Below are 25,692 nucleotides of genomic sequence, written 5' to 3'. Positions count from 1 at the left end.
TCAGACATCTCCTGTCCGCTGCATCCGGCGATAGCGAGGCAAGGCCGTCAGCTTGTTTTCCCGCCATTCTTCAAGGTCCGCGCGGGCGCGATCCTTCAGTTTTTCGGCGATTTCACGATCCCTGTTGGTCACGAGACTGATGCCTTCCTTCACTTCAACCTTGCGGCGCGCATCATAGAGCGCACCATCCAGCTGGCGGCCCGCCTGCTCCAGACGACCGGCCAGTTCCTGCATCGCTGCAAAATTCGCGCCAGTTGCCATGCCGGGGTTGGAAAAAAGATCACCGCGCACCTTGCGCAGCCTGTCGGCATTGCGTTCGATCCCTTCGGCCTCGTCACGCGCGCGCGCCGTTTCGGCCACGGCCATGGCATGCTGCACATGACGCACGCGCAGAACGCGCTGGCGGCGGGCAACCATCCCCTTCATGCGCCGAACTCGGCGATCAGCGCGTCAGCACTGGTGGACAGGTCGATGAAACTTTTCTGGTCCTGGCGGATGAAGTCCAGGATTTCCTGACGGCGCTGCACCGCTTCGTCGATTACTGGATCATTGCCAGGGCGATAGGCGCCCATCAGGATAAGATCGCGATTTTCCTCATAAGCGGCCCAAAGGCGGCGATAGGAAGCGGCGGCGTAACGATGTTCGTCCGGCACGACGTCAGCCATGACGCGCGACAGCGACTTCCCGATGTCGATCGCCGGAAAGATCGCCTGTTCCGACAGGTGACGCGACAGCACGAAATGGCCGTCCACGATGGCGCGAGCAGCATCGACGATCGGATCGTCGGTGTCGTCGCCATCGGCCAGCACGGTGTAGAGCGCGGTGATCGACCCCCCGGTGCGGCTGTCCACCCCTGCCCGCTCCACCAGACGGGGGATCAGGGCCAGCGCCGACGGCGGATAGCCCTTCATCGCGGGCGGTTCGCCCAGCGCCAGACCGATCTCACGCTGGGCATGGGCGCAACGGGTCAGGCTGTCGATCAGGAGCAGCACTTTCTTCCCGCGTGCGCGGAAATATTCGGCGATGGCGGTCGCGCGGGCGGCGGCGCGCAGGCGCAGCACCGGCGGATGATCGGCCGGCACGGCGACGACGACGCTCTTGCCCATGGTGTGCTTGAGCTTGGTTTCCAGGAAATCGCTGACTTCGCGGCCACGTTCGCCGATCAGGCCGACGACCACGACATCGGCTTCGGCGCCCGCGATCATCTGGCCCATGAGGACCGACTTGCCGACGCCCGAGCCAGCGATAATCGCGATCCGCTGCCCCCGCCCGGCGGTCAGCAGCGCGTTGACCGCGCGCACGCCCAGGTCAAAGGGTTCGGTCACGCGGCCACGGTCGAGCACATTGCCCTTCACGCCGTTGAGCGGCCACGATCCGCCAGCGATGATAGGCCCCTTGCGGTCCAGCGGCTGACCCATGGCGTCGATGACCCGACCGATCAGGCCGTCGCCGACCTGCACCATCGTCGCCTGGCTGTCCGGCTCCACGCGCGCGCCATTTTCCAGCGGTGCGTCGGCGTCCAGCGGCACCAGCAGCGTCCTGTCGCCGCGAAAGCCGACGACCTCGGCCCGGCAGATCGTTCCGTCCGACGCGATTACGCGCGCGCCCGCGCCGATCGGCTTGCGAAAGCCGGTGACTTCCAACATCCCGGCATCATGGCTGACCAGCCGGCCGACATGACGCGGCTGGCGGTTCTGCACCTGAAGATGGTCGAACAGCGTCTCCGCCTGCGCGAGCGAGGCCTTGATCACGCCTTACCTTCCATATCGTCGAGCAGCGCGCGCAGGCGCGACAGGCGCACATCCGGACCATCCTCGACCCAGCCGTCGGCGGTCTCCAGCCTTACGCAACCGCGATGCATCGCCTCGTCGGGGACCATCCGCACGCCGATTGTTTCGTCCTGCAACATGGCGATGTCGTCCGGGTGGAGGTGAAGCGCGCCCTTCGGATCGTTCTCCTCGATGAAGGCGGCAACCGTGTCACAGCGCTGCACGAGCCGTTCGATATCAATCTCGACCTCGCCGACGATCTGCTCGACCAGCCGGACGACGGTTGCCGACAGCATGTTGGACAGCATGCCGCTGGGCGCAGGCGACAACAGTTCCAGCGCCTCGGCCAGCCGGTTGCGGGCTTCGGCCTCTGCGACCTGGGAGTCCCCGATCACGCGGCAGCCTTCGTCAAACCCTTGGGCGAATGCCTCGATCCGCGCCTGTTCCAGCAGGTCCTCGTCGGTCATCGGCGCGGCGGCGGCGTCATGCATCGCCATCGCCGCCATCGGACCTTCGTTGAACAGGCTGCGGAAACTACCGCTCTTCACCTGGCCCATGCTGCCCAAAGGGATGCTGGCGACGTCATGGCTGCTGCTGGCGCCCAGAACCTTAAACAAAGTCGTTCCCCTTGCCGCCCAGCATGATGGTGCCGGCGTCCGCCATGCGGCGCGCGGTGGCGATGATCAGCTTCTGCGCCTCCATCACCTCGGCCAGGCGGATAGGTCCGCGTTCTTCGATCTCGTCCGCAATGGCCTGCGCCGCGCGGGCCGACATCGAACCGAAGATCTTGCCCTTGAGCATGTCGTTCGCACCCTTGAGCGCGACGACCAGCACGGAGCTGTCGATGGTCCGCATCAGCGTGCCCATATTCTTGTCATCCATGTCGATCAGGTTATCGAATACGAACATCTCTTCCTCGATGGTCTGCGCGATCATCTTGTCGCGCTTGGCCACCGCCTTCATGATGCGCTGTTCATTTTCCTTGCGGACATTGTTCATGATCGCGGCCGCTTCGATCGTGCCGCCGCGTTGCGACGCCGCGCCCTGCTTCTTGGATGTCGATCCACGCAGCAGCAGCTGCTCCAGATCATCGAGCGCCTCGTTCGACACCGGGCCGAGCGTGGCGATGCGATAGACGATCTCTTCCTGATATTCGGCGGGCAGCAATTGCAGCACATCGGCGGCGACCGGCGCTTCCAAATGGGCGAGCACGATCGCCATTATCTGCGGATGCTCCGCCTCGATCAGCGACGCGACTTCCTTTGCGTCCATCCATTTCAGCATTTCCAGCTGGGTGGAACGGGTCGGCGGGGTGATGCGCGCCAGGATCGTTTCCGCGCGTTCCTCGCCCAGCGCCTTGGTCATCGCGCCGCGAATATGGCGGGTCGCGCCATAGCCGATGGTCGTGCGCTTCTTCGCCTTGGTCACGAAATGGTCGAGCGCCTCGCTGACTTCCTCGACCTGCACATCGGCAACGTCGTACATGGCATAGCCAAGCTGGCGGACTTCATCGGGTTCAAGGCGCGAGAGGATCTGCGCGGCCTCATCCTCGTCGAACAGCATCAGCAGGACGGCGGCAGCGGCGCTACCCTTGATGGCGGCGGCTTCGGCGACTTCAGCCATTGTCCTTCTTCCCTTCCTTCAGAAGGTCGCGAACCACCAGAGCCGCGCGATCCGGGTCCTGCTTCACGAAGTTGCGAATTAGGTCGGCGCGCTGCGCATAGTCATAGGTGGACGAGATCATGTCGAGTGTGACGGCCTGTCCCGCGCCGGGCGCCGCGACAGCCTGCCGGCCGATTTCGGTCGAAATCTCGCGGCCGATCTTCTGCCCTGCGGCAGCGGCCTGCGCGCCAGCAGCTTCCTGCGCGGCGGCACGGCGCTTCAGCAGCGGGCGGCCAATGCCAAAGACGACCAGCAGGGCGACGGCCAGGGCGGACAGGTTCCGCACCAGCGGAGAGATCCAGTCGGCCTCATACCAGGGGGCCTGCACTTCCTCTGCCTTGACGAAGCTGCGCGACGACAGGGCGACGACGTCGCCACGCGCCTGATCAAAGCCTACCGCGCCTTTCACCAGCGCTTCGAGGGCCGCGATCTCCTGCGCTGAACGGGGCTTGCCGTCCGCGCCATTGTCCAGGGCGACGGCCACCGACAGGCGCTTGACCGTGCCGATCGCGTCCTTGGTGACGGACACTTCCCGGCCCAGTTCAAAGCTGCGGTTGAATGTTTCTTCGGTCTTGAGCGGCGCGCTGGCCTGGGTGGCAGGCTGATTTTCCTGCGTGCCCTGGCTGACGGCCTGACCATTGGGATTGGTTTGGGTGACGGTGGGATTGACCGGCGCCTGATTGCTCAGCGCGCCAGGGATGCCGCCCGCCTCGCCGCCAGCGCCCTGACCGCGCGGATCGGACGCCCAGCTGCCGGTTTCGGCGCGCAACCGCGCTTCGTCCTGCGGAAAGCTTTCACGGGTCGCCTGACGTTCGGCGAAGTTCAGCTCCGCACGCACTTCGGTCGAAAAATTGCCGTTGCCAAGGATCGGCGTCAGCAGCGCGATCACCGACTGGCGATAGCGATCCTCGATCTTGGTCTGGACGGCCAGCTGCCGATCATCGGCGGCGTTTCCGTCATTATTGCTAAGCAGGCGGCCGTTCTGATCCACCAGCGAAATCTGATCGGGGCTGAGTTTCGGCACCGAAGAAGCGACGAGGTGGACGATCGCGCTGACCTGCGCGTCGGTCAGCGTGCGGCCCGAAGCGAGGCGCAGCATGATCGAGGCGGAAGGCTTTGCCCGCTCGCGCAAAAAGACGCTGGGCGGCTCGACGGCCAGGTGCACCTTGGCGCTTTCAACGCTGTCGATCGCCTCGATCGTGCGGGCAAGGTCCATCTCGCGGGCCGAACGGAGCTTTTCGCCTTCCACGGCGCGGGATGCGCCCATCGGCAGGCTGTCGATCATGCTGTTGCCGTCAGGCGCGCTTTTGGGCAGCCCCTGCGCGGCGAGCATCATCTTCGCCTTGAAATAGTCATTCTCGGCCACGGTCATCGCGCCCGAATTGTCGAAGTCGTAAGCCAGGCCATTCTGGTCCAGCACCTGCGCCACCGCCGACTTGTCGGCATCGGGCAGGCCGCGGAACAGGTCGCGCTGCGGCGGTTCGCGCAGGGCGAGCCAGGCCGCGCCTGCCGTGGCGACCACGCCCAGCAGGCCCAGCAGCGGCAGGCTTTTCGCCACCGCAGGCTGCTTGATGAAGCCGGTGAAGCGCGCCTTTAGCGCATCGGGGTTCATACCGGTGCCAAGGGCCGGGCCGCTGGCGGCGGGGAGAGCGGCAGCGCCGCCGACGTTGGTGGAAAGTGCGTTCTCGCTCATATTACACCGGCATACTCATGATGTCCTTGTAGGCGGACAGGAGTTTGTTGCGGACCTGAAGGGTCGCTTCGAAGCTGACCGACGCCTGCTGCTTGGCCAGCATGACGGCGGCGATGTCGGTCGTTTCGCCGCGTTCGAAGGCGGAAGCCGCCTCGCCTGCCTGCGCCTGCAGACCGTTCACCTGATTGAGCGCGGAGTTGAGCGCTTCGGTAAAGCCGCCGGGCTTGGCGCCCTCGGCGCCGCCGCCGACCGTTCCGGTCTGGGCGACGTCCCGCAGGGCGGCGTTCTTCTGGAGGATGGCGTTGCGAATGGCCATCACGCTGTCAGTAGGGGAAATGCCGGTCATGCCTTACCTCCCTCAAGCCGCTGCGAGTTCGCGCATCTCGGCAAGCCGATAGCGCAGGGTGCGTTCTGAAATGCCGAGCTTCGCGGCGGCGGCGGCGCGATGGCCGTCCGTCTCGCGCAGCGCGGCGCGGATCGCGTCCAGCTTTGACTGGCGGGCGACGTCGCGCAGGCGGACCGGCTCGGCGGCTTGTGCAGGCTCCGTTCCCACGACGCGAAGCTGCGGCGCACCGGCGATATGCAGGTCGTCGGCATCGATCCTCTCCCCGTCGCGCAGCACGACCGCACGTTGCAGGACATTGCCCAGTTCACGAGCATTGCCCGGCCACACATGGGCGGCCAGTTTTTCCAGCGCGGCGGCGGTAGGCCACACGAAATCCTGATGGCGCAGCAGCATGGCGGCGGCGATCGCGGTCACGTCGCCCGGACGCTCGGCCAGCGGGCGCAGCTCCAGCGGCATGACGTTGAGCCGCCAGTAAAGATCTTCGCGAAAGCGGCCTGCGGCGACTTCTGCGGCCAGGTTGCGGTTGCACGCCGCGATGATGCGGACATTGACCGGAACGGGATGGGTCGCGCCTACGGGCAGGACTTCGCCTTCCTGCAACGCGCGCAGCAGCTTGGCCTGCAGGGCCAGCGGCAGTTCGGCAATCTCGTCCAGGAACAGCGTGCCGCCGTCAGCGGCAAGGAACAGGCCGTCCGATGCGTTGGCGGCCCCCGTAAAGCTGCCCTTCTTGTGACCAAAGAGCATCGCTTCCATCATCGTTTCAGGAAGCGCGGCGCAGTTGACCGCGATGAAATCGTGCGAAATGCGGCCCGACTGGGCATGAAGGAAACGCGCCATGCCCTCCTTGCCGGTGCCGGTGTCACCCTGGATCAGGACGGTGGCGTCGCTGCGGGCGACGCGCCCGGCCATCGTCATCAGCCGTGCGCTCGATGCATCGCCCACCGCCGGGATGGCCGCAGGGCGCGCCAGCTCTGCGATCAGGGCGAAGGCGAAGGCCATATCTTCAAGGGCAAAGGCGACGCGAGCGGGCAGGCCGTTGGAGGCAGCCACCAGTGATGGCTTTCCCTCGATCAGCGTGATCAGGATGTCGCGATGCGTGGCGTGGCCGATCTCGGTCGCCAGCAACACGCGCCTATTATCTCTATCAGGGCCGTCGCGTTCACGCGGGCTCTGCGCATCGACGACGCGCACCATATAGAATGCATTTTCCAGCCAGTGCTGCAGGCCCGGAACGAGCGCGCAAACTCCTCGGCTCACGTCAAGCGATGACATGAAAATCCCCAGTTCAATCTTGGCTGGCTTGTGCCCCCGCACGCCCCAACCCCCTTTCGATGTCCTGAGAAGTGCCCGACTGTGGTTAGCATATGGTTAATGCGGCAATTACCCTGCCGAAAGGCGGCAATTTTTTTCCGTTTTGCCGCCGCTGGAAACTGGATGCTGGCTCCAGCCCCTTGCGAAACCCGCGCATTTCCGCGCCTTTTGCACTTTTTTCAAAAAAAGCGACGCTGTCCCTAAAAGCTTTTCCCGCCGCGCCGTTATCCCCTTTCGAGGCCGCAAGCAGCCTGAAGGCAGCGACCTGAGGTTAAGAGAAGGGAATTCATCATGACTGTTATCGGAACCAACTCCTCCGCTCTGCGCGCCGCCAATGCTTCGGCTCTCGCAGGCAAGTCGCTGAGCACCGCGATGGAGCGTCTGTCGAGCGGCAAGCGCATCAACAGCGCCAAGGACGATGCCGCCGGCCTCGCCATCTCCTCGCAGATGACATCGCAGATCAAGGGCATGACCCAGGGCATCCGCAACGCCAATGACGGCATCAGCCTTGCGCAGACCGCTGAAGGCGCGCTGGGCGAAGTCACCAACATGCTGCAGCGCATCCGCGAACTGGCCGTCCAGTCGAAGTCGGAAACCTACTCGGCCACCGACCGCACCAACCTGAACGCTGAAGCCGCCGCGCTCAAGACGCAGATCACCAGCGTCCTCGCCACCACCGAATTCAACGGCGTCCGCATCTTCAACGCTGACGCGGCGCCGGCAGCCACCTACACCGCCCAGGCTGGCGACATCGACATTCAGGCTGGCGCGAACGCCGGCGACGTCGTGAACATCGCTTTCGCTGCCCTGGCCGACCTGACCACGTCGGACGTCACGACCTCGGCGCTGGCCGCCGCGACGCTGACCGCCGCAGACACCGCATTGGCGGCTGTCGCCACGACCCGCGCTTCGCTCGGTGCGGCTCAGAACCAGCTGGAATCGACGGTCAACAGCCTGACCAACAACATCACCAACCTGTCGGACGCCCGCAGCCGCATCGAAGACGCCGACTTCTCGGCTGAAACGACCGCACTCGCCAAGTCGCAGATCCTGAACCAGGCTTCGACGGCGATGCTGGCCCAGGCGAACCAGAGCCAGCAGAACGTCCTCAAGCTGATCCAGTAATCCGGCTCAGCTGCCTGAACTGACCGGCTGGGGTAGTGGTCACCTTGCAGCCAGTCACGGGAACCCGGCGCATCTACAGTCCCCACCGCGCCGGGCGACCAACCTTCGATCGAACGGCCAGCATTTCGAAGCCTCCGTCCCCCCGGGCGGAGGCTTCACCGCTTTTTGGGCAGCCAAGGCTTGCAATGTGCCTCCATGCGCCCATCATGGCGGCCATGATCAAGATAGACCGGCGCGCGATGATCGCTGCCTCAGGCGCATCGCTTCTATTCCCCCGATCGGCCTTGGCCCAGCCGCGCGGCGATCGCTTTTCCTGGGATATGGTAATCGCCCAGGCGCGGCGGCTTTCGCGTCAGCCCTATCGGGAAACGCCGCACCATCCGGGCGCCCGCAACGTCAATTACGACGCCTTGTATCAGGCGCGCTTCCGCGACGACCGGACGATCTGGGGCAATCTGCCCGGCGACACGGGCGTCCAGCTCTTCCCGTTGAGCGCCTCTGCCGAACAGCCCGTCGAAATAGCGCTGGTTGAAAATGGCCGCGCGACGCCGCTGCGCTACGATCCCACCATCTTCGATGCGCCTGCCGACAATGCCGTGCGCCAGCTTGGCCCGGACGCAGGCTATGCCGGATTTCGCGTCATGACCGCCGCGCGCGACGGCGACTGGCTGTCATTTCTGGGGGCCAGCTATTTCCGGTCGCCCGGAGCCACGAAACAGTTCGGCCTTTCCGCCCGCGCGATCGCAATCAACACCAGCATACAGGGCAAGGAGGAATTTCCCCGCTTCACCCATTTCTGGCTTGAGCGCATGGGGCCAAGCAGCCTCACCATATACGCCCTGCTCGACGGCGCGTCGGTCACGGGCGCTTACCGCTTTATCAGCGAAAGGACGCCGCAGGGCGTGCGGCAGGATGTCGATGCCGCGCTCTTTCCCCGCCGCGCCATAGCGGAACTGGGGCTGATGCCGATGACCAGCATGTTCTGGTATGATCAGGCCAGCCGCGCGGCCCGCACCGACTGGCGGCCCGAAATCCACGATTCCGACCTGCTGGCAGTCGGCAGCGCCGACGGGACAACCCATGCCCGGCCGCTGATCAACCCCTCGGCGCCTCGGGTCGATGGCTTCACCGAACGCAATCCGCGGGGCTTCGGCCTGATGCAGCGCGACCGGGATTTCGATCATTATCAGGATGACGGGGTTTTCTACGAACGCCGTCCGTCGCTTTGGGCCAGCCCGCGCAAGCCCTTTGGCGCAGGGCAGGTTCGGCTATATGAATTTCCGACCACCAGCGAATATGTCGATAATGTCTGCGCCTACTGGACCCCGGCGGCCAGCGTGCGTCCAGGCAGCCGGATCGACGCCAGCTACAGGCTGGACTGGTCGTCGGCGACCGGCCCGGCGAATAGTGGCGCGCTGCTCGCCAATGTCTGGACAGGGCAAGCGAACGAGGCAGGCGTAGACCGCCTTATCCTTGATTTTTCAGGTGTCGCTCAAGATGCAAAGCCCGACATCTGGGTCGATGTGGCCGATGGCGCGCTGGTCAGGAAAGGCGGCTATCCGGTCCTCCATCGGCCCGGTCTTTTCCGCGTCGCGCTCGACATCCGGCGGAACAGCGGCAAACCGGCTGATATCCGCGTCCAGCTCCGCAACGGCAATCGACCCTTCAGCGAATATGTGCATTACCCGCTTGGTGCTTGAGGGAACCGGCGATGACCGGGCGCATTGTCGCGTCCGTTACGACATCAGAACGGATTTGGAATGACGGCGATCGGCGACACAGTGGCGGACGGCAAGGCAAAGGCGGCAACCCCTCCACCCGCGCCGGGGTTCGAGCATGTGCCCATGGAAATGCCGATCGCCATGCCGGAGCAGGACTTTCGCGAACATCCCCGCGATTTTCCGCATCGGCCGCTGAATATCGACCAATGGGCGCGGCGTATGCTGGTCGTGCTGCTGGCGTTGCTGCCCGCCTCCATGGCTGCGCACGACATGCGCCGCTCCATCGGCCTTGACGGCCTCTCGCTGTGGGAAGGCGTCTATCTCGCGCTGTTCATCCCCCTCTTTGCCTGGATCGCCTTCGGCTTCGCCACCAGCCTGATCGGTTTCCTGACGCTTACCATGGGCAAGGGGCCGGGCGTCCGTCCCTATCGCTCGCTATTCGCGTCGCCCCTTCGCGGACGAACCGCCGTCCTGCTGCCCGTGTGCAATGAAGATTTCCTGGGCGTCATGGGCCGCCTGTCGATCATGGAACGGTCGCTGGCGCAGGTGATGGGCAATGAACGGTTCGAATTCTTCATCCTGAGCGATTCCAACCCCGCCAGTGGCGAGATAGAGCGCAAGACCTATCTGGAAATGCGCAAAGGTTTCTCGCGGCCCGTCCATTACCGGCGGCGCGCGCTCAACACAGGCCGCAAGCCGGGCAATATCGCCGAATGGGTGCAGCGCTTTGGCGGCGGCTATGATTATATGATCGTGCTGGACGCGGACAGCGTCATGAGCGGCCAGACCATGGCGCGCCTCGCCCTCGACATGGAACAGCACCCCCATGTCGGCCTTATCCAGACGGTGCCGACGATCGTGGGCGCGGCGACCTTGTTCGCGCGCTGGCAGCAGTTCGCAAGTCGCCTGTTCGGTCCCATTTCCGCGGCGGGCATGATCTGGTGGGCCGGATCGGAGGGCATGTTCTGGGGCCATAACGCCATATTGCGTACAAAGGCTTTCGCGCAAAGCTGCGGCCTTCCCGAACTGCCGGGCCGTGCGCCCTTTGGCGGCCATATCATGAGCCATGACATGATCGAGGCCGCATTGCTGCGTCGGCGCGGCTGGGACGTCCACATGGTCATGGCCGACGACAGTTTCGAAGAATTTCCTCCCTCCCTGCCCGATCTTGCCACCCGCGACCGCCGCTGGTGCCAGGGGAATATCCAGCATGTGCCGCTGATCCCCCGGATCAGGGGCCTGCATCCGGTCAGCCGCTTTCAATTGCTGGTCGGGGCGTCAGCCTATTGCACCTCGCCGCTCTGGCTGGCGCTGATACTGGTCGTCCTTGGCGGCGCGCTTGCGGGCGTATGGCCGCCCAGCGCAGTGCTGCCTTCGGGCGGGCTGCTGGCGCTGACGGCGGTGCTGCTGTTCGGGCCGAAACTGCTGTCGATGCTTTGGGCCATGGCCGATCCCGCCCGCCGCATCGGCTTTGGCGGGGCCGCGCGCATGAGCCGGGGCGTGATAGCCGACATCGCACTGTCGATCCTGATGGCGCCCGTCAGCATGCTGACCCAGACGATCAACCTGTTCGGCATATTGATGGGCCGCAAAAGCAGCTGGAGCGGCCAGATCCGCGACCGCGACGGCATGGCGATGACCAGCGCCATCTGGCTGTTCAAATATCATATCCTGCTGGGAGCGGCGCTCACGCTATTGGCGCTGAAAGGCGGCACGTCGATCGGCTGGATCATTCCGGTGGTGGCGGGCCTCGTGCTGGCCCCGGTCCTCGCGGCCGTCACCGCGCGCAAGGGTCTGGGCCACAAGGCCGAACAGAGTGGGCTGTTTCAGGTTGCCGAGCCATGGTGGCGCGCGCAAAATTATCACCCGCCCCATTATCCTGAACAGATCGGGGAAGTCGCTCCGCTCAAGCAGGCGGTTGCTAACGACCGTTAGGCACCCGTCACGCCAGCGAAAGCTAGGATCTGGCAGCGCAAATCAATCCCACTCGTTCAGTTTCTCGCGTAGCTTGTCGAGCGCGGCTTTCTTGATCTGGCATACGCGCGCCGCACCGATGTCCAGCGCCTGCCCGATTTCCTCCAAGTTCAATTCCTCGACGAAATAGAGTTGCAGCACCATCGCCTCGCGCTGCGGCAGTTCGCCGATGCACTTGGCCAGCGCAGCCTTCAGCGACTCGCGCTCCATCACATCGTCCGCCCTGTCCTCGACATCGGCGAACCACATGGACTGGTCCGAATAGACTTCGTCCATGCTCGTATGCTGAACCATTTCACAGCCATCGGCGAACACGCGATAGCTTGCCGCGTCCATGCCCATTTCAGCGGCCATTTCCGCCTCCAGCGGCATGCGGCGCAGCTGCTGTTCCAACCGGCTGCGCACCGCCGCCAGCTGCTTGCGGTTCGCCATCGCTGACCGGGCGAGCGTCGCGCCACGGCGCAAATGGTCGATCATCGCGCCCCGCACGCGCAACTGCGCGTAGGAGGCAAAGCCAAGGCCCCGATCCTGAAAACTATTGGCCGCCTCGACCAGCGCGACCATGCCGATCTGCAACAGATCCTCTACCTCGACCGCGCTCGATACGCGGCCATGGACATGCCAGGCGATCTTGCGCACCAGCGGCATGTAGCGCCGGGCGAGTTGCTCGGGCGAATTGTTCGACCGGCCATAGGTATTCGCGTCGGAACCGGCGACGACCTTCTTCATGAACATGGGTCAGGCTCCTCAGGCAACGCGTTCGCGGCCAGAAACGGGTTCGCGGGGCAGCGGATCGTGGCGCGGCGCGGGCCGCTGTTCGCCGCCAACCACGGCGACGACTTCCACGCCCTTGCCATCGGGAATTTCCAGGAACGACAGCACCGGCGTTTCGGGCAGGTGCGGCTTGAACAGGCGGGCGAGCGCGCGGCGCGCCACGGGCGAAGTCACGATGGCGAAGTTGCGCGCCTGCCCCATGATCGGGCGAGCGGCCTGCACCACCGATTCGATGATACGGTTGGCGAGGGCCGGTTCGATCGGGTGGCGGGCGTCGCCCGCGACGCGCATCGCCTGCGCCAGCAACGCCTCCAGATCGCCGTCCAGCGTGATGACCGGCAGCGGCATCTTCACGGGCACAAGGCCCTGGATGATCAGCGAACCGATCCGCTGACGGACAGCTTCCACCAGCTGCTCGTGGCTCATGTCGGGCCGTGCGGCATCGACCATCGCCTCGCAGATGCGGCGGAAGTCCTTCAGCGCAATCCCTTCGGACAGCAGCGCGCGGCACAGCGCGGAAATCTGCGTCAGGCTGAGCGCGCCGGGGGTCAGGCCATCGACCAGCTGGGGCGCGGCATCCTTCAGATTGTCGAGCAGCTTGCGCGCTTCGTCCAGGCCGAACATCTCGCTGGCGTTCATGGCGATCAGTTGGTTCAGATGGGTGGCGACGACTGTCGGCGGATCGACCACCGTATAGCCTGCGACCACCGCTTCGCTGCGCTTGGCGGGCGAAATCCACACGGCGTCCAGACCGAAGGTCGGATCCTTCGCCTCGCGGCCAGACACCACGCCTTCCAGCGCGCCGCTGTCCAGCGCGAGCAGATCCTCGGGATAAATCTCGTCCTCGCCGACGACGACGCCGGCGATGGTGATGCGGTACTGGTTCGGCTCCAGCGCCAGATTATCCTTCACCCGCACCATCGGCACGACGAAGCCCAGCTCCTTGGAAAGCTGGCGGCGGATGCCCGTGATGCGCGCCATCAGCGGAGCGCCCTTGCGCTCATCGACCAGGCTGATGAGGCCATAGCCGATTTCCAGCCCCAGGATCGCACCGTCCGAAACGTCATTCCATTCGATGACCGCTGGGTTGGCAGGCTCGGGCATCGGTTCCGGCTCGGCGGCCTTGGCCTGCGCCGTCTTGCGCAGTTGCCATGCGATGAACCCAGCAATGGCCGCAGCCGACAGGATGATGAAGTGCGGCATGCCCGGCAGGATGCCGAGGAAGCCGAGGATCGCCGCCACCGGAACCCAGGCGCGGCCCGATCCGAACTGATTGGTGATCTGGTTGCCAAGATCGTCCTCGCTGCCGACCCGCGTCACGATGGCGGCCGCTGCGATGGAAAGCAGCAACGCGGGAACCTGCGCCACCAGCGCGTCGCCGATCGCCAGGATGATGTAAGTCTGCGCGGCATCGCCCATGGAAAGGCCATGGCTGACCACGCCCAGGATGATGCCGCCGACGATGTTGATGGCAAGGATCAGGATACCCGCAACCGCGTCGCCCTTCACGAACTTCGACGCACCGTCCATCGAGCCGTAGAAGTCCGCTTCGGTCGCCACTTCGCGGCGGCGGAGCTTGGCTTCTTCGGGCGTCATCAGGCCGGCGTTCAGGTCGGCGTCGATCGCCATCTGCTTGCCCGGCAGGGCGTCCAGGGTGAAGCGCGCGCTGACTTCCGACACGCGGCCCGCGCCCTTGGTGATGACCACCAGGTTGATGATCATCAGGATCGCAAAGACGAAGATGCCGACGACATAGTCGCCGCCGATCAGGAAGTGACCGAACGCTTCGATCACATGGCCCGCCGCGTCCGATCCTTCATGCCCCTGCACCAGCACGACGCGGGTAGAGGCGACGTTCAGCGCCAACCGCAGCAGCGTCGCGAACAGCAGAACCGTGGGAAAGCTGGAAAAATCCAGCGGCTTGGCGGCGTTCAGCGCCACCATCAGCACGGCCAGCGAAATCATGATGTTGGTGATGAAACCGATGTCCAGCATGAACGCAGGCACCGGCACCATCATGAACAGCACGACCATCAACGTCGCGACGGGCAGCACGGCCCCCTTGGCGGCGTTCGTCCAGATCTTCGCTTTGACTTGGGCGGGAGTCATACGGCTGCGTTACCTTCCGAGGGTGGCGAGCATGAGATAGGCAAGACGCGCCGTCTGCGGGTCGGGCCGGACGGAAACGTCCGCCGCGGTCGCGAGGCGCTGGGTTTCGATCCGCACATAATCGGCGGGCTGCACCGTCTTCGCGCCTTGCGGCAGCGAAGCGGCGGCATATTGAATGGGGCCGGTGTCGAGCGAATCGACGCCCTTCTGAAGCTTGGCGGCAAAACGGTCGCGTATTTCGGAAAAGCTGCGCGCACTGCCCGAACGATCGTAGAAGATCGAACGGTTCGCCCGCGCCGCCGCCGGAAACATCGACGCGGCAGTGGCATTGGGCGCACGGTCATGGACCGACAGGAACTTGCTCGCCCCGCCAACGCCTAGGAAATGCGCCAGATACAGATCGACCGGCTCAGCCTCCCGGCCCAGCCGCTGCTCCAGATAGGCCTTGTTGTCCGACGCATGCTGCGCCGCCATCACCGAAGCGGTCTCGGGATGCTTGCGCAGGTCCAGTATCTGCTGCCGCATTTCGGGGTCAGCCACATAATAGCGCCCGTTCTGGCCCCGGCTGATCGAATCCGCCGCCCAGCCAAGGCCATATTCGCTGCCATGCTTGTCGATGACGGCAAGCCAGCTCTGGTCGATAAATTGGTAGAGGCCCGTCGCGGACGAGGTGGTCGCGCGCGCCGAGGGATTGAGGCTGCTTTCGATCTTCGCTTGGCCCAGCAGATAGGCGAAGTCCACGCCCGTCCTGCGGCTGGCCATCGCAATCGCGTTGGTCACGCGATTGCCGGTCGAAGCGCCTGTCGCTGATATGTCTGCAAAAGCCGACAAAGAAAAATCCCCCTTGGTACCGGGGGCTATTAGAGCAAGGCTTATGCCAAGATTTGGTTAACGCACGCTCCATAAATATTTACGCCGCGTTCAGCATGAACGAAAAAAGGCGCCTCGATGGGCGCCCTTCTCAAAATAGTGGCTCTCTTATCAAACGCCGCGGGGGAATTACCGTCCGTAAACCAGCGGCGCCTGCGTCGATCCATGCGCGGCGAGCAGCGACAAACGCTGCCCGGCATGATCGGTCAGCAGATTGATTCGCACCCGCGCCGCTTCGATCAGGGGAAGCAGCGCCGTCACCCGCTCACGAATGGCTCCATCGGCGCGCCACGCGCCGATCGCGCGGACGGCTGCGGCGCATTTGCTCACACGGGCAGCGGCGGCGTCGATGGCAGCCACGTCGGTCCCGTCAAGCGCCACGCGCAACTCCTCGAAAGCCGAGAAAAGCTCATCCAGCGCTGCAAGGCCGAGCGGCATGGCTGTTACCCGTTAACCGGCAGGTCGAGCGCCAGCATCTTGTCGGCGATCGCGGCCGGATCGACCGGATAATTGCCAGAAGCGATGGCGGCCTTGATCGCCGCCACGCGGTCCATATCGACCGGCGCGCCTTCGGCCGCCATGCGTGCGGCGGGGCTGGCCGAAGCCGCCGACGTCGATACGCCCACCGAACCCTTGTCGGAAGAGGCCCGCGCCTTGCCGCTGTCCCGCAAGCGGGAAGCCTCTATGGCGGCGCTGATATTCTGGCCGACAGCTTTGATCATGACTTACAATCCTTCACTCGTCCCGCTCACTCTATAACGACCGGGTTCAGAAATCATTAAATCCTGGAATGCGCACGGTGCCCATCGCGACCACCTGGGCCAGGACGGGCGCGGCCCTCCTGTCCTCGCGCACCCGGATGGTGTCGCCCAGCGCGCCGTCTTCGTCAGCGACCATCATGCGCGACACGCTGAATTCGGAATTGCCCGCGACCAGTTGAACCGGGTCGCCGCGCTTGACCACCATCTCGCGCTGGGCGGGGCGAGCCGCCACGCCGTAGCGTGCTGCCGGAGCAGCGGCGGCGCCGCCGCCGCCAGCCAGCGGCACGCGAATGCGCCAGCCCAGTGCATCGCACTTGACCATCGCCGCACCGAAAACCGGACCTTCCACACTGGGCGTTCCCGGACATGCCGCCAGCCGCAGCCGCCGGTCTACCGGGGCCAGCGGTCCGCCGGGCTCGCCGATATTCGCGCCCACGGTCATCGCAACCAGGCCGTCGATGCGGTCGAGATTTTCAAACTTCTGCTGCGCCTGCACGGGCGCGGCAGCGACTGCCGACAGCAGCAGGACGGCAATCAGGGGCAGCTTGTTCACGGCTCATCTCCGGACGGACATAGATTCATGCCATCCATTAAGCAGTGCTTATAGCTAACAAGCCGTTAACGCGCCGTATCGGTCGACCGGCCGATACGGATCACCTGGCCCTTGCCGGTCGCGCCGTCCATCTGGTCCAGCCCGCGAATGCGCAGGCGGTCGCCCGCCAGCCCTTGCGCCTTCAGCTCTCGCGCCACCGCGCCCAGCCGCGCCGCCGCCAGATCCCATTGGTCGAACCGTTCCCGCGCAGGATCAGTCCCTTCGCTGCTGACATCCAGCCCGCCCCCGCCTGACCTTAGCCTTGCCGCCACGCGCGCAATCTGCGCCCTGCCCCGGTCGGACAGCAGAGCCTCACCGGACAGGAACAATTCCGCCGCCCGCAATTCGGTATCCCTGGCGATCGCTCGCCCGCCAAATTGCTGCCTCACCTGCGCCAGCATGGCGTCCCGGCGCTGGCCGCTCGCATGCAATAATATGAAAAAGCCGAGCAGCAGCAGCAGCAGGTCGGCAAAACTCACCGCCCATCGGTTGCGCCGCGCCTGTGATGCAGCGCCGATCATCACGCGACCTCGCGGATCGACGCACGCCGCGTCGGCACATTTTCGCGCCGCGCAATCGCCAGCATGCGGCCAACGGCCTCCTTTTGCCAGGCAATCTCCCGCTCCGACAGATCGGCCAGACGACTGGCGACCGGCGCGGCAATCATATTGGCGATGACCACGCCATACAGCGTCGTCAGCAACGCCAGCGCCATGGAGGGGCCAAGCGCGGCAGGATCATCCATCGCCGCGAACATGCCGACAAGGCCCAGGATCGTGCCCGCCATGCCCAGCGCGGGCGCAGCGTCGGCGATGGACAGCCAGACATTGCGCGCGCCTGCATGACGCCGCGACCGGTCGGCAAGCGCCTGCGCCGCCCAGTTTTCGAATTGCTCGGCGCCATCGCTGTTGGCCAGCCGCCGCGCCGCTTCGGCAAGGAAAGGGTTGGCCGTCTTCACCCGGTCGGTGCAGGCAAGCCCGCGCAGTTGCGCGACCTGGTCTATCTTCAGCATCGCTGCCCGCGCCGTCGCCTGATCCTTGTCGGGATCCGCGCGAAACAGCGGCGGCAAAGCGGCAAAGGCCCGCCCGATTGCGGACAGGCCATTCTGGAACAGCGCCACCGCGCCCACGCCAGCGATCATCACGACCAGGGTCAGGGGATCAAATAGCTGCGCCAATATCGCGATCATCAACCAATCCCCCAACTGCCGGAATCACCACGGCAAACTTGTGCCAGCGACCGGCAAAATCTTGCCGCCCCTGCTGCCTCCACCGCTCAATCCGACGGATTTCCGCCATTCCTGCCATTGCCGATGCGTCACCCACGCAAATTGGCACGGCTCTTGCGAATATCCGTTCGGCTCACCCGCGGTTCACGCCATCAGGCTTCAGAACGGCGGGGGACGGTCAGGTTTTAGGGCTCCGGCCCGAAAAAGATGGAATGAGACAATGTCGCTGGAAGACGGACTGTTCGGGATACATGGAAAGGCGCTGGCGCTTCGCTCGCAACGCCTGTCCCTGCTCGCGTCCAACATCGCGAACGCCTCGACGCCCGGCTACAAGGCGCGGGACATCGATTTCGAATCCGCGCTCAAGGAAGCATCGACCCGGCAGAGCAGGTCTGTGGCCGACGTGTCGAAGGCCGTCGATGACAGCATGGGCTATCGCGTCCCGCTGCAATCCAGCCTCGACGGCAATACGGTCGAACTCAGCACCGAACAGACGCTGTTCGCGGAAAACGCCGTCAAATATCGCACGACCCTCTCCTTCCTTGAGGGCCGCATCAACACCATCACTCGCGCGCTGAAGGGAGAATGAGCATGAGCGGTTCCGGCCCCATGAACGTCTTCGACATCGCCGGCCGCGCCATGAGCGCGCAGCTGGTCCGCCTGAACGCCACGGCTTCGAACATGGCCAATGCGGGCAACGTCACCGGCAGCGAGGCGGAAGCCTATCGCGCCATCAAGCCTGTTTTCCAGTCGGTCACCGACAAGCCCGGCGTGTCCACGGTGAAGGTCGCCAATGTCCTCACCACCGACGCCAAGCCGACCAAGCGCCACGACCCCAACCATCCTCTCGCCGACCAGAATGGCGACGTGTGGGAAGCAGCTGTCGATAGCAGCGCGGAACTGGTCGACATGATCGAAACCGCCCGCATGTACCAAAACAATGTGCAGGTGCTGAACACCGCCAAATCCCTCATGCTCGAAACCATAAGGATCGGCAAATGAGCACGACCTCCACTGTCACCGACAGCGCGGGCTTGTCCGTCTATAATCCGTACAAGAATGTCGGCACGGGCAAGTCGGAAATGGGCCAGGCGGATTTCCTTCGCCTGCTCACCGCACAGATGCAGACGCAGGATCCGTTCGAACCGATGGATAATGCGCAGATGGTCTCGCAAATGGCGACCATCACCAATTCCAGCGGCATCGCCGAAATGAACCAGACGCTCAAAGGCCTGGCCTCGCAGCTGACCGGCTCGCGCCTGGGCGACGCCGCCAGCTGGATCGGCAAGTCGATGCTGGTGCAGAGCAATATCGTCGCGCCCGACGCGGCCGGTCAATATATCGGCCAGGTCAGCTTCGCGGACGCCACCAGCGGCGCGACCGTCGATCTGATGGACGGCAACGGCAATGTCCTGAAAACCATCGAACTTGGCAATCAGGACGCTGGCGACGTCAACTTCTACTGGGATGGCAAGAATGACCTGGGAGAGCAGGTCGCAACCGACGCGCTCAAGATCCGCGTCAACGGTGCCTCTCCCACCCGCGTCGCCAGCTGGGCGACCATCGCCGCCGTTCAGTCACCCGCCGACGGCAGCGCCTCCAAACTCATTACCGCGCTCGGCACCTACAGCCCGTCGGACGCCCTTTCACTCGCCTGACTTTCATCACCCAATAATCCTTTTCACCCCCAAAATCCTTTTCACCCAAGGAGCAACGCCATGTCCTTCTACATTTCGCTTTCCGGCCTGAAGGCCGCCCAGACCGATCTGGCGACCATCGCCAATAACGTGTCGAACGTGAACTCCACCGCCTTCAAGAAGAGCAAGGCCGTGTTCGGCGACATCTTCGCCGCCGCGCCGATGCAGACGACCACGCAGGTCGCGGGCCAGGGCGCGCGCGTGCAGGGCATCACCCAGCAATTCACGCAGGGCACGATCGAGGGCACCGACAAGACGCTTGACCTCGCCATCACCGGCGAAGGCTTCTTCACCGTCAAGCGCACCGGCGACAGCCAGGTCAGCTTCACCCGCAACGGCGCGCTCTCGCTGACCGAGGACCGCTATGTGGTGGATACCACCGGCGCGCGGGTTCAGGTCATCCCCGTCGATCCGACGACCGGCGAACCTAGCGCCGCCCTCGCCGCCAGCCTTGCTGCGGGCACCGTAACCTCCGGCGACCTCGCGGACCTTCAGGTTCCCACCAACTGGCCCGCAGGCGGCACCGGCAATCAGCTGAACAGCGTCGGCGTGGGCAAGGACGGCCAGATCACCGGCGTCTATGCCGATGGTTCCACCGTCTATCTGGGCACCACCGCCATGGCCGCGTTCAACAGCCAGGATGGCCTGCGCCAGCAGGGCGACGCGCACTGGACATCCACCTCGGCCAGCGGCACGCCCCGTTTCGGCATCGGCAACAGCGGCCTTTACGGATCGGTCCGTTCCGGTTCGCTGGAACGCGCCAACGTGGACATCACCGAGGAACTGGTCGCCCTGATCTCGGCCCAGCGCAACTTTCAGGCGAACTCGAAGGCGATCGAGGCGGCGAACACGCTGTCGACCACCATCGTCAACATGCGCACCTAAAACCGCGAACGCCCGCTAGAAACAGGACAGATCCATGGACCGGCTCGTCAATACGGCACTCACCGCAATGCGCGGCGCGATGGCGCGGCAGGCGGCGATTTCCAACAATCTCGCGAACGTCAACACGGTTGGCTTTCGCGCGGAAATCGCCAATGCCGAGACACGCTGGATCAAGGGCGATGGCTTCGACACGCGGGCGCAAGCATCCGAACAGGTGATCGCCGCCGACATGGCGCAAGGCGCGGTCACGCAAACCGGCAATCCGCTGGACGTGGCCATGAACGACGATGCTCTGCTCGCCGTTCAGGCCCCGGACGGCAGCGAAGCTTATACGCGCCGCGGCGACCTCAAACTCTCCGACAGCGGCCTGCTCACCACCGGCGACGGCCTGCCCGTGCTGGGCGAAGGCGGCCCGATCACCCTGCCTGCGATGGACAGCGTTTCCATCGCGCAGGATGGCAGCATCTGGGGCGTGCCGCTGGGCGGCGAAGCCTCCAATCCTCAGCGCGTCGATGGGCTGAAGCTCGTGCGCCCGGTCGGCTCCAGCATCGCGAAGGGCACGGACGGCCTGTTCCGCGAAACCAATGGCGGCGCTCTGCCGCAAGACCCGCTGGCGACCGTCACCGGCGGCTCGCTCGAAGGCTCCAACGTCAACGCCACCTCCGCGCTCGTTCAGATGATCGAAGCCAGCCGTGCCTGGGAAACCCAGGTCAAGCTGATCGACACCGCCAAGCAGCTGGACGACGGCGGCGCGTCGCTCATGCGGCTTGATGGTTAATTTGGCACGAACCTTGCTTTTCGTTGTGCAAGCCTAACGGCATCACGGAGTTAGACGATGACCAACGCAGCCCTTCACGTCGCCCGCACCGGCCTTGACGCGCAGAATACGAAGATGCGCGTGATCGCCAACAACCTGGCGAACGTCAACACGACCGGCTTCAAGCGCGACCGCGCCGATTTCGAAACCCTCGCCTATCAGCAGATGGTCGCGGCGGGCGCGAATTCGGACAGCGAAAACAAGTTCGCGACCGGCCTGAACCTGGGTTCCGGCGTCTCGATGCAGGGCACCAGCAAGATCAACACGCAGGGCACGCTCAGCCAGACCGGCAACGCGCTGGACATGGCCATCGAGGGTTCGGGCTTCTTCCAGGTCCAGCGCCCCGACGGCACGCTCGCCTATACCCGCGCGGGTAATTTCAGCACGACCGCAGAAGGGATCGTCGTCACCAGCGACGGCCTTCCGCTCGTGCCGCAGCTTACCGTGCCTCAGGGCGCGACCGGCATCACCATCGGCAATGACGGCACCGTCACCGCGACGCTGCAAGGCCAGACTGAGCCGACACAGCTTGGCCAGGTCGAACTGGCGAGCTTCATGAACCCCGCAGGCCTTCAGCCGATCGGCGGCAACCTGCTCGCCGAAAGCGCGGCCAGCGGCACGCCGCAGGTCGGCGTTGCCGGTCTTGACGGGCGCGGCGTCATCCGTTCCGGCAACCTCGAAACCTCGAACGTCAATGTGGTCGAGGAACTGGTCGACATGATCGAAACGCAGCGCGCCTATGAGGTGAACAGCAAGATGATCAAGGCGACCGACGAGATGCTCCAGTACGTCAACCAGCAGCTGTGAGGGTGACGATGCGGAACCCCAAATCTCCGTTCGGGCTGAGCTTGTCGAAGCCCGCGCGCAAACGTCCTTCGACATTCGGTCGAGACAAGCGGCTCGGTCGGACAGGACGAACGGCTGCCTTGTTCCTGATCGCGGCCACCCTCGCCGCCTCCCCGGCAATGGCCGGCAAAAAGCGCGATGCCGAGCGGCAATTTTTTGCCCCCACCGTCGTCGCACACCCCGCCGCCCCCGTAGCGAACGGCTCCATCTTCCAGGCGTCGATGGGCTACACGCCCCTCACCAGCGGCGCGCGGGCGCAGAGCGTGGGCGACATCATAACGATCGTCCTCATCGAACGCACGCAGGCGACCAAGAGCAACACCGCGGACACCAGCCGCAGCGGCAGCATCGGCCTGACCCCGCCCAGCACCGGCATATTGTCCAAGCTCTTTTCCCCCAGCGACATTGCCGCCAGCGGGGATCAGGGCTTCACCGGCAAGGGTGGGGCTACCCAATCCAACGCTCTGACGGGCGAAATCACCGTCACGATCGCGGCGGTCTATCCCAACGGCACGATGCTGGTGAAGGGTGAAAAGGCGCTGACGCTCAACCGCGGCGACGAATATATCCAGATCAGCGGCCTTGTCCGTCAGGCCGATATCAGCCCGGACAATCGCATCGCATCGACCCGCGTCGCCGACGCCAAGATCATTTACACCGGCAAGGGCGAAATCGCCCGCGCAAGCCGCCAGGGCTGGCTGCAGCGCTTCTTCTCGATGATCAGCCCCTTCTGATGGAGCGCGCCTTCATGACCCGCTTGCTGCAATATGTCCTGGTGCTGGTCGGCCTTACGGTCGCCAGCCTGATCACCGTTCCGGCGCACGCCGAACGGATCAAGGATCTCGGCACTTTCCAGGGCGTCCGTCCCAACCAGCTGACCGGCTACGGCCTGGTCGTAGGCCTCGCGGGCACGGGCGACGACAGCCTGGATTATGCGACGCAGGGCATGAAGGGCGTTGTCGCGCGCTTCGGCCTGACGTTGCCGCAGGGCATCAACCCCGCGCTCAAGAACGCCGCCGCCGTGCTGGTGACGGCCGACCTTCCCGCCTTTTCCAAACCCGGCCAGCGCCTGGACGTCACCGTCTCCGCGCTCGGCAAGGCAAAGTCGCTGCGCGGCGGCACGCTCATCATGACGCCCCTGCGCGGCGCGGATAATGAAATCTACGCCATGGCGCAGGGCAACCTCGCCGTCGGCGGCCTTGGCGTGTCCGGCGCGGACGGCAGCCAGGTTTCGGTGAACATCCCTTCGGCTGGCCGCATTCCCGGCGGCGCGACGGTCGAGCGCGCGGTCGCGACCGGCTTCGACACCGCGCCGACGCTGACCTTCAACCTCGCCGAAGCGGACCTCACGACCGCACTTCGCGTCGCGGACGGCATCAACCGCACTTTCGGCGACCAGCGCGCCCAGGCCACCGACGCAGTATCGGTGAACATCGCTGCGGCCCCCGGCGCGACCGACCGCATCATGATGATGGGCATGATCGAGAATATAGAGATCAAGCCCGCCGACGCGGCCGCCAAGGTCATCGTCAACGCCCGCACCGGCACCGTCGTCATCAATGGCGCGGTAAAGATCCATCCGGCCGCCGTCGCGCACGGAAAATTGACCGTCAGCGTCAATGAATCCCCCCGCATCGTCCAGCCCGCGCCCTTTTCGCGCGGCCAGACCGCCATGGAGCCTTCCAGCTCGATTTCCATCGACCAGGAAAAGAAACCGATGGTCAATTTTAAAGGTGGGGCGTCGCTGACCGATATAGTGAAGGCGGTCAACGCCATCGGGGCTTCTCCCGCTGACATGGTCGCGATCCTCGAAGCCTTGAAACAGGCGGGCGCGATGAAGGCTGAACTGGTGGTGTTGTGATGCAGATAAGCTCGGTTTCCACAGGGGCGCAGCCCACCGCATCGCCCGAAAAGGCGCAGCTGGAAAAGGTCGCGAAGCAGTTCGAGGCCATCTTCCTGCGTCAGATGATCGGCACCATGCGTCAGTCCGGCGGTGGCGAAGGCATCTTTGATTCCAGCGCGACCGAGCAGTTTCGCGATATGTCCGACGCCCGCACCGCCGACACGATGGCCGAGAAGGGCGCGCTGGGCATCGCGGAAATGCTGCTGCGCCAATATGACAGCCGCACGCCAGTAACGCCCGCCGCGCCCACGCCGGGCAAGGGCGCATGAGCGATCTTTTCATCATCGGCGCTTCGGGCACCAAGGCCTATCGGCAGGCGATGGCGGCGATTGCGGAAAATATCGCCAATGCCAGCACCGAAGGCTATTCGCGCCGTTCGCTGACCACCGTTGAATCCGGGTCGTCCACCGCGACGATGGCCACCTACATTGCGCGCGCCAATTTCGGCGGGACCGAAGTGTCGGGCGTCGCCCGCGCTGCCGACCCCTATCTGGACGCCGCAGTCCGCCAGACCGGCACGGCGCTCACCAGTTCGACGGCGCGCCTGCGCTGGATGACCGACATCGAAGGGGCGCTGAACGATACCGACACTGGCATCGGCAAGCTGATGACCGGCATGTTCCAGAATATCGACAAGCTGGCCGCCAGCCCCAGCGACCGGTCGCTCCGCGTGACCACGCTGGACAGCATCAGCCGCGTCGCCGAAGCGTTCCAACGCACCGACGCCGACCTCACCCAGATTTCCACCGGCATCGCGACGGAAGCCGAAGCGTCGGTCACCACCATCAACCGCTCGCTCGCGCAGCTTTCGGAAATCAACAACAGCCTGCTGCGATCGCAGCCGGGCACTTCCGCCTATGCCCAGTTGCTCGACAGCCGCGACGCCGCGCTCAATACGCTCTCGTCCAATCTCAACGTCGATATCAGCTTCGGCGCGCGCGATCAGGCGCAGATCAGCTACAACGGCCAGACGCTGGTTCAGGGCAATGCCGCCACGCCGGTCGCGCTGACCGTGAACGCCGATGGCACCCTTGCTCTCGCCACCAGCGGCGGCGCCGCGCTGACCGCACCTGCCAGCGGCACGCTGGGCGGCCTGTTTTCCGCTGCATCGATCACGATGGAGCGCCGCGCGAGCCTCGACACGCTGGCGCAGCAGTTCGTCACCGACATGAACGCCTGGCATGCGCAGGGCGTCACCGACGCTGGCGCTGCTGGCGCGGCGCTGCTGTCCTATGGCGGCGGCGCGGCCAGCGTAACCGCGCTTATCACCGACCCAGCGGCGCTGGCGACGAAATCGTCCGATGGCACGCTCAACGGCAATTTGCTCACCGTATCCGCCACCTTGCGGGGCAATGGCAGCGTCGAACAGGGCTGGACCGCGCTCATCGCCACCCAGGCCAATCTCCTGTCGTCGGTAAAGGCGGAACAGACCACCGCGCAGGGCCGCAGCGACCAGGCGATCGCCGCCCGCGAAGCGGTGAGCGGCGTCGATCTCGACATGGAAGCGGCAGAGCTTCTCCGCTTGCAGCAGGCTTATTCCGGCTCGGCGAAAATATTGCAGATCGCCAAGGAAACCGTCGACGCAATTTTGCGGATCATCTGAAAAAGG

Annotated in this window: 29 protein-coding genes; 14 read left to right on the top strand and 15 right to left on the bottom strand. The window is 64.8% G+C overall.

The genetic code is table 11. From position 1 onward, the window contains the following. Genes B6S01_RS11335 through B6S01_RS11305 form a run of 7 tightly spaced genes read right to left on the bottom strand, consistent with a single transcriptional unit; the run spans position 1 to position 6,742 of the window. Positions 1-426 carry a hypothetical protein gene (locus tag B6S01_RS11335; protein ID WP_037467600.1) on the bottom strand — a complete coding sequence of 142 codons (426 nt, stop codon included), beginning with the start codon at positions 424-426 and terminating at the stop codon, positions 1-3. Further along, positions 423-1,751, bottom strand: a complete 1,329-nt coding sequence (locus B6S01_RS11330) for a FliI/YscN family ATPase (protein WP_037467601.1) — start codon at positions 1,749-1,751, stop codon at positions 423-425. Before B6S01_RS11330 ends, B6S01_RS11335 begins: the two co-directional genes overlap by 4 nt. Next, positions 1,748-2,326, bottom strand: coding sequence for a FliH/SctL family protein (locus B6S01_RS11325; RefSeq protein WP_156103389.1), 579 nt, complete (start codon positions 2,324-2,326; stop codon positions 1,748-1,750). Before B6S01_RS11325 ends, B6S01_RS11330 begins: the two co-directional genes overlap by 4 nt. Before the next feature lie 52 nt (positions 2,327-2,378). Then, entirely contained in the window at positions 2,379-3,392 is a 1,014-nt protein-coding gene (fliG, locus tag B6S01_RS11320; protein WP_037467603.1) for a flagellar motor switch protein FliG, read from the bottom strand. Then, a complete protein-coding gene (gene fliF / locus B6S01_RS11315; RefSeq protein ID WP_037467605.1) occupies positions 3,385-5,124 on the bottom strand; it encodes a flagellar basal-body MS-ring/collar protein FliF in 1,740 nt (579 codons plus the stop codon). The genes fliG and fliF overlap by 8 nt, the downstream gene beginning before the upstream one ends. A 1-nt stretch (position 5,125) precedes the next feature. Continuing rightward, entirely contained in the window at positions 5,126-5,470 is a 345-nt protein-coding gene (fliE, locus tag B6S01_RS11310; protein WP_037467606.1) for a flagellar hook-basal body complex protein FliE, read from the bottom strand. A gap of 12 nt (positions 5,471-5,482) precedes the next feature. Continuing rightward, positions 5,483-6,742 (bottom strand): sigma-54 interaction domain-containing protein, encoded by a 1,260-nt coding sequence (locus B6S01_RS11305; protein WP_037467810.1) that lies wholly within the window; start codon positions 6,740-6,742, stop codon positions 5,483-5,485. Between the two features lie 92 nt (positions 6,743-6,834). On the opposite strand from B6S01_RS11305, the gene B6S01_RS11300 reads away from it, so the two are divergent. The 4 genes from B6S01_RS11300 to mdoH all read left to right on the top strand — a co-directional run bounded on the left by B6S01_RS11300 (position 6,835) and on the right by mdoH (position 11,562). Then, a complete protein-coding gene (locus B6S01_RS11300; RefSeq protein ID WP_037467608.1) occupies positions 6,835-7,050 on the top strand; it encodes a hypothetical protein in 216 nt (71 codons plus the stop codon). A 22-nt stretch (positions 7,051-7,072) separates the two neighbouring features. Continuing rightward, on the top strand, positions 7,073-7,906 hold the full coding sequence (locus tag B6S01_RS11295; RefSeq protein WP_037467609.1) for a flagellin N-terminal helical domain-containing protein: 834 nt from the start codon (positions 7,073-7,075) through the stop codon (positions 7,904-7,906). Positions 7,907-8,121: 215 nt separating this feature from the next. Then, a complete protein-coding gene (locus B6S01_RS11290) occupies positions 8,122-9,606 on the top strand; it encodes a glucan biosynthesis protein (RefSeq protein ID WP_037467811.1) in 1,485 nt (494 codons plus the stop codon). A 60-nt stretch (positions 9,607-9,666) separates the two neighbouring features. After that, positions 9,667-11,562 carry a glucans biosynthesis glucosyltransferase MdoH gene (mdoH, locus tag B6S01_RS11285; protein ID WP_037467610.1) on the top strand — a complete coding sequence of 632 codons (1,896 nt, stop codon included), beginning with the start codon at positions 9,667-9,669 and terminating at the stop codon, positions 11,560-11,562. Positions 11,563-11,604: 42 nt separating this feature from the next. On the opposite strand, the gene B6S01_RS11280 is transcribed toward mdoH, so the two are convergent. From B6S01_RS11280 to B6S01_RS11245, 8 genes are all read right to left on the bottom strand, one after another. Beyond that, entirely contained in the window at positions 11,605-12,336 is a 732-nt protein-coding gene (locus tag B6S01_RS11280; RefSeq protein WP_037467611.1) for a FliA/WhiG family RNA polymerase sigma factor, read from the bottom strand. A 12-nt stretch (positions 12,337-12,348) separates the two neighbouring features. Continuing rightward, positions 12,349-14,484, bottom strand: a complete 2,136-nt coding sequence (gene flhA / locus B6S01_RS11275; RefSeq protein ID WP_037467612.1) for a flagellar biosynthesis protein FlhA — start codon at positions 14,482-14,484, stop codon at positions 12,349-12,351. 9 nt (positions 14,485-14,493) lie between these two features. Continuing rightward, positions 14,494-15,315 carry a lysozyme family protein gene (locus B6S01_RS11270; protein WP_037467613.1) on the bottom strand — a complete coding sequence of 274 codons (822 nt, stop codon included), beginning with the start codon at positions 15,313-15,315 and terminating at the stop codon, positions 14,494-14,496. A gap of 168 nt (positions 15,316-15,483) precedes the next feature. Beyond that, complete coding sequence (locus tag B6S01_RS11265; protein ID WP_037467614.1) at positions 15,484-15,792, bottom strand: hypothetical protein; 309 nt, start codon at positions 15,790-15,792, stop codon at positions 15,484-15,486. Between the two features lie 5 nt (positions 15,793-15,797). Beyond that, positions 15,798-16,076, bottom strand: coding sequence for a flagellar biosynthesis anti-sigma factor FlgM (gene flgM / locus B6S01_RS11260; RefSeq protein ID WP_037467615.1), 279 nt, complete (start codon positions 16,074-16,076; stop codon positions 15,798-15,800). Between the two features lie 46 nt (positions 16,077-16,122). Further along, entirely contained in the window at positions 16,123-16,668 is a 546-nt protein-coding gene (locus B6S01_RS11255; RefSeq protein WP_037467616.1) for a flagella basal body P-ring formation protein FlgA, read from the bottom strand. Positions 16,669-16,733: 65 nt separating this feature from the next. Beyond that, the gene (locus B6S01_RS11250; RefSeq protein WP_037467617.1) at positions 16,734-17,228 is read right to left on the bottom strand and encodes a flagellar motor protein MotB; all 495 of its coding nucleotides are present in this window, start codon (positions 17,226-17,228) and stop codon (positions 16,734-16,736) included. Further along, positions 17,228-17,896, bottom strand: coding sequence for a motility protein A (locus B6S01_RS11245; RefSeq protein ID WP_037467618.1), 669 nt, complete (start codon positions 17,894-17,896; stop codon positions 17,228-17,230). Before B6S01_RS11245 ends, B6S01_RS11250 begins: the two co-directional genes overlap by 1 nt. Positions 17,897-18,155: 259 nt before the next feature. Between B6S01_RS11245 and flgB the strand changes: the two genes are divergently transcribed. The 10 genes from flgB to flgK all read left to right on the top strand — a co-directional run bounded on the left by flgB (position 18,156) and on the right by flgK (position 25,686). After that, positions 18,156-18,524 carry a flagellar basal body rod protein FlgB gene (flgB, locus tag B6S01_RS11240; RefSeq protein ID WP_037467619.1) on the top strand — a complete coding sequence of 123 codons (369 nt, stop codon included), beginning with the start codon at positions 18,156-18,158 and terminating at the stop codon, positions 18,522-18,524. A gap of 2 nt (positions 18,525-18,526) precedes the next feature. Further along, complete coding sequence (flgC, locus tag B6S01_RS11235) at positions 18,527-18,937, top strand: flagellar basal body rod protein FlgC (RefSeq protein ID WP_037467621.1); 411 nt, start codon at positions 18,527-18,529, stop codon at positions 18,935-18,937. Continuing rightward, positions 18,934-19,593 carry a flagellar hook assembly protein FlgD gene (locus B6S01_RS11230; protein WP_037467623.1) on the top strand — a complete coding sequence of 220 codons (660 nt, stop codon included), beginning with the start codon at positions 18,934-18,936 and terminating at the stop codon, positions 19,591-19,593. Before flgC ends, B6S01_RS11230 begins: the two co-directional genes overlap by 4 nt. 60 nt (positions 19,594-19,653) lie before the next feature. Further along, entirely contained in the window at positions 19,654-20,517 is an 864-nt protein-coding gene (locus tag B6S01_RS11225) for a flagellar hook-basal body complex protein (protein ID WP_037467625.1), read from the top strand. A 34-nt stretch (positions 20,518-20,551) separates the two neighbouring features. Further along, positions 20,552-21,295 (top strand): flagellar basal body rod protein FlgF, encoded by a 744-nt coding sequence (locus tag B6S01_RS11220; RefSeq protein WP_037467627.1) that lies wholly within the window; start codon positions 20,552-20,554, stop codon positions 21,293-21,295. 57 nt (positions 21,296-21,352) lie between these two features. Further along, positions 21,353-22,141 carry a flagellar basal-body rod protein FlgG gene (gene flgG / locus B6S01_RS11215; protein WP_037467628.1) on the top strand — a complete coding sequence of 263 codons (789 nt, stop codon included), beginning with the start codon at positions 21,353-21,355 and terminating at the stop codon, positions 22,139-22,141. 158 nt (positions 22,142-22,299) lie between these two features. After that, positions 22,300-22,914, top strand: a complete 615-nt coding sequence (locus tag B6S01_RS11210; protein ID WP_094182643.1) for a flagellar basal body L-ring protein FlgH — start codon at positions 22,300-22,302, stop codon at positions 22,912-22,914. Further along, positions 22,914-24,041, top strand: coding sequence for a flagellar basal body P-ring protein FlgI (locus B6S01_RS11205; protein WP_037467629.1), 1,128 nt, complete (start codon positions 22,914-22,916; stop codon positions 24,039-24,041). The genes B6S01_RS11210 and B6S01_RS11205 overlap by 1 nt, the downstream gene beginning before the upstream one ends. Continuing rightward, positions 24,041-24,352 (top strand): rod-binding protein, encoded by a 312-nt coding sequence (locus tag B6S01_RS11200; protein WP_037467630.1) that lies wholly within the window; start codon positions 24,041-24,043, stop codon positions 24,350-24,352. Before B6S01_RS11205 ends, B6S01_RS11200 begins: the two co-directional genes overlap by 1 nt. Next, positions 24,349-25,686 (top strand): flagellar hook-associated protein FlgK, encoded by a 1,338-nt coding sequence (gene flgK / locus B6S01_RS11195; RefSeq protein WP_037467631.1) that lies wholly within the window; start codon positions 24,349-24,351, stop codon positions 25,684-25,686. The genes B6S01_RS11200 and flgK overlap by 4 nt, the downstream gene beginning before the upstream one ends. Positions 25,687-25,692 lie beyond the last annotated feature (6 nt).

The organism is Sphingobium herbicidovorans, assembly GCF_002080435.1.
GTDB classification, from domain to species: Bacteria; Pseudomonadota; Alphaproteobacteria; order Sphingomonadales; family Sphingomonadaceae; genus Sphingobium; species Sphingobium herbicidovorans.
This window is presented reverse-complemented; position numbering and strand designations above follow the sequence as displayed.